Source organism: Streptomyces candidus (genome assembly GCF_014207445.1).
In the GTDB taxonomy this organism is placed as follows: domain Bacteria; phylum Actinomycetota; class Actinomycetes; order Streptomycetales; family Streptomycetaceae; genus Streptomyces; species Streptomyces candidus.
In genome coordinates, this window is the sequence record NZ_JACHEM010000007.1 from 252,218 (window position 1) to 263,873 (window position 11,656).

An 11,656-nucleotide genomic window follows, 5' to 3' on the forward strand; every position below is an offset into this window, starting at 1 on the left:
TGGGCGTGCTGCCACGGTCCGCGCCGACCCTCGCCGCCCCGGGCGCACGGCCCGACCCGGCATCCGGGGTCTCGCGCTCGATGATTTCGAGGCGGTTCTTGAGCCGGTGGCCGGGGCCGTCGTGGGCGACGCCTTCGCAGTGGCGAGGTGCGAATGATGGAGTCCCTCCTCGTAGGGCGTGGAGAGGGCTGGGCACCGAATGTTCCCTCGGTGCGCCCCGGGTCGTAGGAGCTGTTCGGCGAAGTTGCAGGCGAGGCGCGCGGGTGAATCGGGACTGTCCGCGGTAGGCATTCTGCGTGCAGACCTTTCTCCCGTACTCCGATTTCACCAGATCCGCCGCGGCCCTGGACCGATCACGTCTGGGCAAGCAACGGGTCGAGGCCCTTCAGGTGCTGCGTGGATTGACCGTGCCCGGCTACGGATGGCGGCATCATCCCGCGGTACGTATGTGGCTCGGCTACGAGGAAGCGCTGACCCGCTACGGCCTCGACGTGTGCGCGGTGTGGGTGGCCCAGGGGCGCGCCGACACCTGCGCCGGCACGCTCCTCGCCGACTTCACCCGGCACCGTCCCGGCGTCGTCGTTCGCGGCCAGGAACAGCTGGCCAGTGACGGTGAGTTGCCGCCCTGGCTGGGGGACCCCGCCTTCCACCGCAGCCATCGGTCGGCACTGGTGCGCAAGGCGCCGGAGATGTATGCCTCGCTCTTCCCGGGCGTCCCCGACGATCTGCCTTACGTCTGGCCTGCCTCCGACCGGGGCCCTTCGTAACCTTCCGCCTCAGTAGCCGGGCGTGGACTCCACAGTCGCCTGTGCTGCTGAGGCCGTCGTCCCCATCTCAAGCGCCAGCGGTCACCTTTCCCGGTTGCTCCCCAAGGTCGGTGACAGAACCTCCTTGAGGTCAGCGAAGCCACACGCTTCTGGAACCGGAGAGCGATCTGGCCGACCGTCGAAGGCCGATGCCATGGACGGCTTGCAGTTCAGCGACGACCAGGCACCGGTAAGGAAGGCGGGCAGACCCACGGGTAAAGGTCCGGCCCACGAGGAAAGGTTCGCTCGACAGCTCCACGCCACACACCAGGGAAGGCGTATGCCTCAGGCTCCTGGGCGCGTCCGTTGCCACCCACCAGACGGCACGTTGGCCGGCGAGGGACTTCCGTGCTGCTTGCCGTCCCTCGCATACGGTCAGGTTGCGCTGCCTCGTTGCCGCAATGTCTGGACCAGCCCCACGACCGACATCAGCAGGAGGATCAGGGTCGTTGCGCCCAATATCACTGCCAGCACTGCCGCCCCACCGCCGCCGAGGTCTTCTTCGCGGACGGCTTCCTGCGGGTGGTCCGCGTGATAGCGGACGACCGTCTCGGTCCCGACCGAGTGCTTCCCGCCGCCGCTGCCCGTCGGCAGATCTGCCACTACGGTGCGACCGTCGGTCCTGAACTCGACCTGGCACCGGCCCAACATGCACGAGCCTGAGGTGTGCAGCGTCGCGGGGGTCTGCTCGCCGTCCTGAAAGGAGCGCAAATGCCGGGCGGCTGGAAGCATGATCAGTAGGGACAGTGCGCCTGACAACAGAGCGAGACTCAGCAGCAGCAGCATGGCCGCACGAGGTCGCATGCGCCCCGTGGTCGCTGTTGCCCGTGGTTCATCGTTCGATCTGGCGCGGTGGTGGCACGAGTTGTACATGTCACCGACCCGCGCTCATGTACGGGGCCCTCGAATTCTGCTGTGTGGAGGCTGTGAGCTGCCGGTACCCGATCACCGTGCGAATCAAGATCGCGAATATGGCGGCACCGGCCGCAGGGAGGGCGCCTCGTTCCCACCGAGTCACTCCGGGGCCTCGGGCAGCGAATGCTCCGACCGGCACGCAGAACGCCAAGAGGAGCAGGGAGAACATCCACCAGTTCGCCCACTCGGACCAGGACTGTCGTTGTTGACCGTCAAGGTTCACCGGAAAGGTCCAGGCGGCACGCCGCATGGACCGCGGTGGCTGGGAATTGTGTTGCCGGACGCCATACATGGAAGCAAGCATCCCAGACGGCGCAAATTGACAGGTAAGACGTGAGAGCGGTCACCCGTGCAGGACAAGCCGCTCGATGGGCCCGGCAACGCCCATTCCGCTGTGATCAAGCCGGACGCTTCGACTCCATGGCTGTGCCGTCGCCTGGCAGGTACGTCCCGCTCGCAGGTGGTCCACGGATCCGGACGGGCGCCCGGGTCCGCCTCGGCCTGGCGGACCCAGCCACTCAAGGCCTGCCTACGGATGCCGGGGTCCCGAACCACGTGGGCAACCGGACGGCCGGAGACTGCACAGCACGACCGGTCGGGCACCCACTGCCCGCAGCCGGGCGGCGATTCGCGAACCGATCAGCCCGGCCCCGCCGATGACCAGCACCCGGCGGCCGGCGAGCGCGGTGTACGGGTACGGCATGGGTCCGCCAAGGGTGTGTGCGGCGGCACCGTCAGCCGCCTGCGTCCCTTTACCGTCGCGGCTCGTACCGCCCGGGTCCGTACGCCCCCTGTATGCCCGTCAGCTCCAGCCCGCGGAGGCACCCCTACCGGTAGGGGACTGCGGGCGGGGCGGTTGAGCCACCCATCTTCCGGCGACGGAGGCTCCCATGAGCGAGACCGGCCTCCCGCAGCATCCGCTGACCCACCTCCGCCACCAGCGAGGCTGGAGCATGGACGACCTCGCCCGCCGCCTGCACCAGATCGCCGCGGCCACCGTTCACCAAGGAACTGGGTCTGTCCGCTCACCCGGATGTCCCACTGTCCGGGGACAGGTCTCGGCGGGACGGGCAGGTCGAGCCGGAGATCTGCCCCGGGGCCACCACTGTTCTTTGTCCCTGCGTGGGCGGGCTGCTCCGGGCTCCGAGGGGGCGGGAAAGGGTGGGGATCAAGCCGGCGGAAGGGGGGAGACTGGGGAGGGCGCGGCTGGTTGTGGGCGGCGTGGTGCTGTGCCGAGGAGAGGGTGCTGGCTGTGGATGAGCGGAACTGTGATGGCCGGCGGATGCTGGAGGGTCTGCTGGCCGCCAGTCACCTGATGCCGTTGGAGCTGCTGCCCGCGCGGGTGGCGGAGCATGCGGCAGCGGCGGGCTTGTCCGAGGTACTGATCTACGTCGGGGATTTGCAGCGCAACGTGTTGCGGTTGCTGACCGGTCACGGCGAGGACGCGGGCCAGGCGGCGGACGGTGAGGAAGCCGAGCTGAGGATCGAGGGGACGCTGCCTGGACGGGCCTACCAGTACAGCGAAGTCCTGGCCGATGGAACGGCCGGTGCGGGTGAGTACCGGTGGTGGGTGCCTCTGCTGGACGGCACCGAACGCCTGGGCGTCCTGCGCGTCACCACCTGCGCGGACGGCGGGCGCATCCGGCAGGACATGACCGCGCTGGCATCTCTCGTCGCGCTGATACTGGTCAGCAAGCGCGGGCACAGCGACTCCTTCGCCCGTCTGACGCGCGCCGAGCCGATGAACATCGCCGCGGAGATGCAGTGGCATCTGATGCCCCCACGCACCTACGCCGACGGGCGGGTGGTGGTCGCAGCGGCGATGGAGCCGGCCTACCGCATCAGCGGGGACGCGTTCGACTACGCGATGGCCGGTCCGGTCGTGCACCTGTCGATCTTCGACGCGATGGGTCACGACACCGCTGCCGGGCTGACGGCGAACCTTGCCATGGCCGCCTGCCGCAATTCCCGCCGCCAGGGAGCCGGTCTGGCGGAGATCACCGAACGGATCGAGCAGGCGCTGATCGAGCAGTACGGGCAGAAGCGCTACGTGACCGGGATCCTGGCCGACCTCAATACCAGCACCGGTGTCCTGACGTGGGTCAACCGCGGTCACCACCCGCCGGTGATCATCCGGCAGGGTCGCTGGGTCAGCGACCTGCACTGCCGGCCGGCTCACCCGATGGGCACCGGCCTGGGGCTGAAGACCGTGCTGTGCCGGGAACAGCTGGAGCCGGGTGACCGGATCGTGTTCTACACCGACGGGATCACCGAAGCCCGCGGCCTGGGCGACGTGGAGTTCGGCCTGAAGCGGTTCACCGACTTCCTCATCCGCCATCACGCCGACGGGCTGCCCGTGCCCGAGACGCTGCGCCGGCTCATCCACGCGGTCCTGGAGTACCACCACGGGCGGCTGGAGGACGACGCCACCGTGCTGTTCTGCGAATGGCTCGGCCCCAACCCGAACAGCATCGGTGCCGCGCAGGCCCTGACCGGGCTCACCCCGCCCTGAGCACCCGCCCGGTCTTGCATCCGGGAGCCAGCGAAGGAGCGCCCACCGTGAGCACCGACCTGCACGTAAGCATCCGGGAAACGCGGGCTGATCTGGTGCTGGCCGCCACCAGGGGCGTGGAACCCTTTCAAACGGTTGCTGGTGCGTTCGACGGTGTCGCGTTTCTTGTAGCGCTCGCTGTCGAAGCTGGTGGGCCGGCCGACACCGGCCCGGGGCACGGATACCTAGGCCCGCATCCGCCGCGCCCACGCAGGTACGGCGGGAACCCGCGCCGGTGCCGGTGCCCGCACTGTCGAGTACCTGGACAGTCCCACCCGAGAGGTCGATCACCGAGACGCGGAGTCGTCACGGAACGACCGCCACTGATCCGGTACGGCTGACCGGGACGTCGTCCGCTTTCCGATCAACGAGTTCGGTTGCCGAGTTGGACAAGCAAAGGCGGACCGCAGCCCCGTTCACCGGCACGGTGGGCGGCCCGCTGCCGTACGGCAGCGGGATCATGGGCGAGGTCGCAACGGCCGTGTCCGACAGAGCGTTCTCCGCACTCGCCGGGAACTTGACCCCTCCTTGAGGCCGCGCACTGCTCTGCGTCATCGCGCCGAAGAACGTCCTAGAGCACGGTGGCCGGCCGTCCCCTCGTGACGCCCGTCCGTGCGGGCCGCCGTGGTAGGGGCGGGCGGCGCGTCGTGGGCCAGATGGATGGCCGTCGCCAGCAGGCCGCGCTCGGCGGTCCACCGGCCGTGGAACTCACCGATGCGGCGGCCCGCCACGAGGGGTCCCGGCACGAGAAGCCGTGCCCGGAAGGTCCGTTCGGCCTCACTGATGTCGATCTCCGCCTCGGGGAAGTCGAGTTCGCGTCCGGTGAGCGGATACCACACCTTGAAGACGCTCTCCTTGGCGCTGAAGACGAGCCGGTCCCAGCTGATGCCGGGGCGCCGGGCGGTCAGCGAGCCGATCAGGGCGATCTCGTGCGGCAGTGCGATGGCGTCGAGCACGCCGTCGGGCAGCGGAGCGTCCGGCTCCGCGTCGATGCCGAGCGCGGCGGTCGTGTCGGACCGCGCCACGACCGCCGCGCGGTAGCCGTCGCAGTGCGTCATGCTGCCCACGATGCCCTGCGGCCACTGGGGTGCCCCGCGCCGGTTGGGCAGCAACGGCGCGGGCTCCTGCCCAAGGGTGCGCAGGGCGCGCCGGGCCAGGAAACGTACGGTCGTGAACTCCTGCTGCCGCTTGGGGACCGAGTGTGCGATCAGCGCCGTCTCCTGCGGGAAGAGCCTCTCCTCCGGCGCACGCGCGTCGTCGTACGCCACTTCCGCCGCGACCCCGGCGGGCAGCACGGCGCGGATCACCGGGCTGCCTGTCCGGCCGGCTCCGGCAGGATCTGGCGCAGCGGCGTCCGGGACGGGCGCTTGCGCCATTCCCGCGGATAGCCGATCGACACCTCTTCGAAGCGCACCCCGTCGTAACGGGTGACCCGGGGGATGTGGAGGTGGCCGTAGACGGCGGCGGCGGCGCGGAAACGCACATGCCAGTCGGCGGTCAGTTCCGTACCGCACCACTGCGCGAACTGCGGATAGTGCATGACGCGGGTGGGGTCGCGGACCAGCGGATAGTGATTGACCAGGACCGTGGGCAGGTCCGGGTCGACGGCTGACAGCCGGCGCTCGGTCTCCTCCACCCGGGCCCGGCACCAGGCGTCCCTGCTGGGGTAGGGGTCGGGGTGCAGGAAGTACTCGTCGGAGCAGACCACGCCGGACTCGTGGGCGAGCCGCAGCGACTCCTCCTTCGTCGTGGCTCCGGGAGCCAGGAACGAGTAGTCGTAGAGGACGAACAGCGGCGCGACCACCACCGGCCCGCCGTCGCCCCGCCATACGGGGTAGGGGTCCTCCGGGGTGGCGATGCCCAGCTCGCGGCACAGGGCGACCAGCCGCAGATAGCGCTCCTCGCCACGCAGTTCGCACGGGTCCTGCGGGTGGGTCCACAGCTCGTGGTTGCCCGGAGCCCAGATCACTCGGGAGAACCGGTCGCTGAGTAGTCGCAGCGCCCACTCGACGTCGGCGTACTTCTCGCCGACATCGCCCGCGACCATCAGCCAGTCGTCGTCCGAGGCTGGGCGCAGCTTCTCGACCAGCGTGCGGTTGTCGTCGTAGACGACGTGCAGATCGCTGACGGCGAGGAGTTTTCCGGCAGGCACAGTACGGTCCTTGTCGTCGTTCATCGGACGGATTCGCTCACAAGGGGTGGGGCCCGAGCGCCGGTCCCGCGGGCCGCGCGCCCGCCAACGGGTTCGGTTGCCCGTCGCTGCCGGCCGACCGGCCGGGGCTCTGGGTGCGGGCGTCGTACAGGCGGGCGTAGGCGCCCTGTTCACGGATCAGCTCGTCGTGGGTACCGCGTTCGACGATACGGCCGGATTCCATGACCACGATGACATCCGCGTCGCGGATGGTGGAGAGCCGGTGCGCGATGACGAAGCTGGTACGGCCCGCGCGCAGGGTGTTCATCGCGCGCTGGATGAGCACCTCGGTACGGGTGTCGACGGAACTCGTGGCCTCGTCGAGCACCAGCACGGCGGGCTTCGCGAGGAAGGCCCTGGCCACGGTGATCAGTTGTTTCTCGCCCGCGCTCACTCCGGCGGACTCGTCGTCGAGCACGGTGTCGTAGCCGTCCGGCAGCGTACGGATGAAGCGGTCGGCCCAGGTGGCGCTCGCCGCTGCCACGATCTCCTCACGGGTGGCCCCGGCACGGCCGTAGGCGATGTTCTCGGCGATCGAGCCGCCGAACAGCCAGGTGTCCTGGAGCACCAGACCGAACCGCGCGCGCAGGTCGTCGCGGGTCATTGTCGCGATGTCCGTGCCGTCGAGCAGGATGCGGCCCTCGTCCACCTCGTAGAACCGCAGGAGGAGATTGCCCAGCGTGGTCTTGCCGGCCCCGGTCGGGCCGACGATCGCCACCGTGCTGCCGGGCTCGACGGTCAGTGAGAGCTGCTCGATCAGCGGCGTCTCGGGGGAGTAGCGGAACGACACGCCCTCGAACTCCACCCGTCCGGCCGTCGCCTGCACGCGCGCCGGGTCCTGCGGGTCGGGGCTCTGCTCCTCGGCGTCGAGCAGGGTGAAGACCCGGGCCGCGGAGGCGATGCCGGACTGCAGACGGCCGGCCACGGCGGCGACCTGCACGATCGGCTGGCTGAACTGCCGGGAGTACAGGATGAACGCCTGTACGTCCCCGAGCGTCAGCTCGCCGCTCACCACTTTCCAGGCGCCCACCACGGCCACGGCGACATAGCCGATGTTGGCGATGAACATCATCGCGGGCTCGATGGTGCCCGAGGCGAACTGGGCCTTGGCACCGGCCCGGAACAGGGCGTCGTTGTGGGCGTCGAAGCGCTCCTCGGCCTGCTCGCGGCGGCTGAATCCCTTGATCAGGGAGTGGCCCGTGTAGACCTCTTCGACCTGCGCGTTCATCGCGCCGTTGGCTTCCCACTGATCCGTGAACCGGGGCTGGGCGCGCTTGCTGATCCACGCGGCGAGCAGTCCCGACACCGGTACGCCGGCGAGCATGATCAGCGCGAGCGAGGGGGAGATCACCAGCATCAGGACGAGCATGGTGAGGAGGGAGAAGACCGCGGTGATCAGTTCGGCCAGGGTCTGCTGGAGGGTCTGCTGGAGGTTGTCGACGTCGTTGGTCGTGCGGCTCAGCACCTCGCCCGCCGGATTGCGGTCGAAGTAGCGCAGCGGCAGCCGTCCGAGTTTGGCCTGCGCCTTCTGCCGCAGGCCGAAGACCACCCGCTGGACCACGGCAGCGACCAGCCGGCCCTGCGCCAGCATGAACAGCGAGGCCGCGCCGTACAGCGCGAGCAGCAGGAGCAGCAGCCGCCCGACCGCGCCGAAGTCGATGCCCGACCCGTCGACGAGGGCGTCGAAGATCAGGTCGGTGGCCCGGCCGAGCAGGAGCGGCCCGAACGCGTTGAGGACGATTCCGACGATGCCCACGAGGAGCGCGACGCTGACCGGGCGGCGGTGCGGGTACAGGAGGCCGAGCAGGCGGCGGCCGGTGCCGGCGGGCCCGGCCGGTTCGGTACGGGTCTTCACCGGCCCGCCGTTCGCCCGGGGGCCGCGGCGGCGCGGCGCGGGTGCGGGCCGGGCGTCGCCGGCCGGGGGTGACGTCGAAGACAGGCCCTACGGCCGTGCGGCGAGACCATGAACGGTCTCCTCCTCGGTGAGCTGGGAGAGGGCGATGTCGCGGTAGGTGGCGTTGTCGCGCAGCAGTTCGTCGTGGGTGCCCGTGCCGACGACACGGCCGGCGTCGAGGATCACGATGCGGTCGGCGTACTGGACCTGGGCGATCCGCTGGGCAACGGTGATGACGGTCGCTCCGGCGGTCTCCGGTGCCAGGGCGGTCCGCAGCGCGGCGTCCGTGGCATGGTCGAGCGCGGAGAAGCAGTCGTCGAAGAGGTAGACGGCGGGCCGGCGCAGCAGGGTGCGCGCGATGGCGAGCCGCTGGCGCTGGCCGCCCGAGACGTTGGTGCCGCCCTGGGCGATCTCGGTGTCGAGCCCTTTGGGCATGTTCGCGACGAACGTGTCGGCCTGGGCGACGCGCAGGACCCGCCACAGCTCGTCGTCGGTGGCGGCCGGATCGCCGAAGCGCAGGTTGCTCGCGACCGTCCCGGAGAACAGGTACGGGCGCTGCGGTACGAAACCCACGGCCCGGCCCAGGTCCTCGGGGTCCAGCTCCCGGACGTCGACGCCGTTGACCCGTACCGACCCCTCGGTGGCGTCGAACAGCCGCAGCACCAGGTTGAGCAGGGTCGTCTTGCCGCTGCCCGTGGAGCCGAGGATGGCCACGCTCTCCCCGGGCCCGGCCGTCAGGCCGATCCCCTGGAGGACCGGTTTCTCGGCGCCCGGGTAGCGGAACTGCGCCCCGCGCAGCTCGACATGACCCACCGCGTCCGGCGCGGCGGGCACCGGCCGGGGCGCCCGTACGACGCTCGACGGCGTGCCGACGATCTCCTGGATGCGCGCGGCAGAGACCCGCGCGCGGGGCACCGACAGGAACACGAACGCGACCATCACGACCGACATCAGGATCAGGGAGAGGTACATCAGGAACGCGCTCAGCGCACCGATGCGCATGGCCCCGCCGTCGATCCGGTGGGCGCCGGCCCACAGGATCGCGACCGTGAAGCCGTTCATGAGGAGCAGCACCACGGGCAGCATCGACGCGATGAGGCGGCCGACCCGCTGCGAGACGTCGAACAGATCCGTGCTCGTACGGGAGAACCGCTCGCGCTCATAGCCGTCCCGGACGAAGGAACGCACCACGCGCACTCCGGTGATCTGCTCGCGCAGCATCCGGCCGAGCCGGTCAAGACCCGTCTGCATCCGCGCGTACAGCGCGCCCATACGGGCCAGGAGCAGACCGAACGCCACGGCGACGACCACCACCAGCAGTACCAGGACCAGGGCCAGCGGTACGTCCTGCTGGAGGGCCAGCGCGATGCTGCCCAGACACATCAGGGGCGCGGCGACCACGATGCCGAAGCCCGACTGGGTCAGCGTCTGCACCTGCTGGACGTCGTTGACCGTGCGGGTCAGCAGCGACGGCGTTCCGAAGCGGCCCACCTCACGGGCGGAGAAGTCCAGCACCCGGCGGAAGACGACGGACCGGATGTCGCGTCCCATCGCCATCGCGGTGCGGGAGGCCAGGGACACCGCGCCGAGTGCCGCGAGGACCTGGACGAACGCCACCGCGACCATGACGGCGCCGAGCCGGGCGATGTAGCCGTTGTCCCGGGCGACCACACCGTTGTCGATCAGGGCCGCGCCCAGCGTCGGCAGCAGCAGCGTCCCGAGGATCTGGACCAGTTGCAGGAGGATCAGCAGGGCGGCGGCACGCCGGTACGGGCGCACATGGGTACGCAGAAGTCTCAGCAGCACGGAAAGACGCTCCGGTTGGCAGAGCCGGCCCGAACGCCGACGCACACAGTGCACCCCATCGAGGTGTCAAAAATTACTAGTGTTCTGCCCCTTCCTGCCTTCCGTGCAGGACCCCGACTCGGGAATTTCCTAGTAAGCGCGGGATTTCTTGACACCGTGGTCGGCGGCTTGCGAGCGTGCCGATGTCTATCGTCCGGACAGAAGCGTATTCGATGCGAGGTCGTCGACCGAGCTGTGCGTTTGGGCGGTCTCTCCGTGGTCGAGAAGGGGTTCGTATGACCAAGCGTGCATTGATCACCGGTATTACCGGCCAGGATGGTTCTTATCTGGCCGAGCATCTCCTGGCCGAGGGCTACGAGGTCTGGGGGCTGAACCGAGGTCAGGCCAACCCGCGCAAGTCGCGGGTCAGCCGGCTCGTCTCCGAGCTCTCGTTCGTGGACGGCGACCTGATGGACCAGGGCAGCCTGGTCTCCGCCGTCGACACCGTGCAGCCCGACGAGGTCTACAACCTCGGCGCGATCTCGTTCGTGCCGATGTCGTGGCAGCAGGCCGAGCTGGTGACCGAGGTCAACGGCATGGGTGTGCTGCGTGTTCTGGAGGCCATCCGGATGGTGAGCGGCCTGAACGGTTCGCGCACCACGTCGGGCGGCCAGATCCGTTTCTACCAGGCGTCGTCCTCGGAGATGTTCGGCAAGGCCGCCGAGACCCCGCAGCGCGAGTCGACGCTGTTCCACCCGCGCAGCCCGTACGGCGCCGCCAAGGCGTACGGGCACTTCATCACCCGCAACTACCGTGAGTCGTTCGGGATGTACGCCGTCTCCGGCATGCTCTTCAATCACGAGTCCCCGCGCCGCGGCTCGGAGTTCGTGACCCGGAAAATATCCCTGGCCGTCGCCCGCATCAAGCTCGGTCTCCAGGAGAAGCTGCACCTGGGGAACATCGACGCGGTACGCGACTGGGGCTTCGCCGGGGACTACGTCCGTGCGATGCACCTCATGCTGCAACCCGACGAGCCGGACGACTACGTGATCGGCAGCGGCACCATGCACTCCGTGCGGGATGCGGTGCGCATCGCCTTCGACCACGTGGGCCTGGACTGGCAGGACTACGTCGTCATCGACCCCGCGCTGGTCCGTCCTGCCGAGGTCGAGGTCCTCTGTGCCGACAGCGGGCACGCCCGCGCCCGGCTCGGCTGGAAGCCCACCGTCGACTTCCCCGGACTGATGAGCATGATGGTCGATTCCGACCTGAATCAGGTCTCCCGGGAACACGAATACGGAGACCTTCTGCTGGCCTCCAACTGGTAGTCGGCAGAAGGACCGCAAAGGACTAGGGAAATCCCGCCGCGGTCCGTACGACAATCGCCACATGGCTTCCCGCTGAACGGCTGCGAAGCCATGTGGCTTTCCAATTCTTCGTATTGCACGGCGAGCGCGAGATGTTCCCGCGTGATTCATGTTCGGCCACTGGCTGTCGAGATGGGTTGAGTTGAG

General features: G+C 69.3%; 8 protein-coding genes. 3 read left to right on the forward strand and 5 right to left on the reverse strand.

Going from position 1 to position 11,656, the window contains the following annotated elements; genetic code table 11:
- Positions 1-296 precede the first annotated feature (296 nt).
- Positions 297-767, forward strand: a complete 471-nt coding sequence (locus tag HNQ79_RS16150; protein WP_185031566.1) for an MSMEG_6728 family protein — start codon at positions 297-299, stop codon at positions 765-767.
- Between the two features lie 414 nt (positions 768-1,181).
- Here the strand turns inward: HNQ79_RS16150 and HNQ79_RS16155 are convergent, their stop codons facing one another.
- Positions 1,182-1,592: a DUF3592 domain-containing protein gene (locus HNQ79_RS16155; RefSeq protein WP_185031568.1), complete on the reverse strand. Its 411-nt coding sequence runs from the start codon at positions 1,590-1,592 to the stop codon at positions 1,182-1,184.
- 1,411 nt (positions 1,593-3,003) lie between these two features.
- Here HNQ79_RS16155 and HNQ79_RS16160 point away from each other — a divergent pair.
- Positions 3,004-4,233, forward strand: a complete 1,230-nt coding sequence (locus HNQ79_RS16160) for a PP2C family protein-serine/threonine phosphatase (protein WP_185031633.1) — start codon at positions 3,004-3,006, stop codon at positions 4,231-4,233.
- Positions 4,234-4,823: 590 nt separating this feature from the next.
- Here HNQ79_RS16160 and HNQ79_RS16165 read toward each other — a convergent pair.
- The 4 genes from HNQ79_RS16165 to HNQ79_RS16180 all read right to left on the reverse strand — a co-directional run bounded on the left by HNQ79_RS16165 (position 4,824) and on the right by HNQ79_RS16180 (position 10,163).
- Complete coding sequence (locus tag HNQ79_RS16165; protein WP_185031570.1) at positions 4,824-5,579, reverse strand: 4'-phosphopantetheinyl transferase family protein; 756 nt, start codon at positions 5,577-5,579, stop codon at positions 4,824-4,826.
- On the reverse strand, positions 5,576-6,448 hold the full coding sequence (locus HNQ79_RS16170; RefSeq protein ID WP_185031572.1) for a metallophosphoesterase family protein: 873 nt from the start codon (positions 6,446-6,448) through the stop codon (positions 5,576-5,578). The genes HNQ79_RS16165 and HNQ79_RS16170 overlap by 4 nt, the downstream gene beginning before the upstream one ends.
- A gap of 13 nt (positions 6,449-6,461) precedes the next feature.
- Complete coding sequence (locus HNQ79_RS16175) at positions 6,462-8,318, reverse strand: ABC transporter ATP-binding protein (RefSeq protein WP_229923633.1); 1,857 nt, start codon at positions 8,316-8,318, stop codon at positions 6,462-6,464.
- Positions 8,319-8,405: 87 nt separating this feature from the next.
- A complete protein-coding gene (locus HNQ79_RS16180) occupies positions 8,406-10,163 on the reverse strand; it encodes an ABC transporter ATP-binding protein (RefSeq protein ID WP_185031575.1) in 1,758 nt (585 codons plus the stop codon).
- A 275-nt stretch (positions 10,164-10,438) separates the two neighbouring features.
- On the opposite strand from HNQ79_RS16180, the gene HNQ79_RS16185 reads away from it, so the two are divergent.
- Positions 10,439-11,470, forward strand: coding sequence for a GDP-mannose 4,6-dehydratase (locus HNQ79_RS16185; protein WP_173317329.1), 1,032 nt, complete (start codon positions 10,439-10,441; stop codon positions 11,468-11,470).
- Positions 11,471-11,656 lie beyond the last annotated feature (186 nt).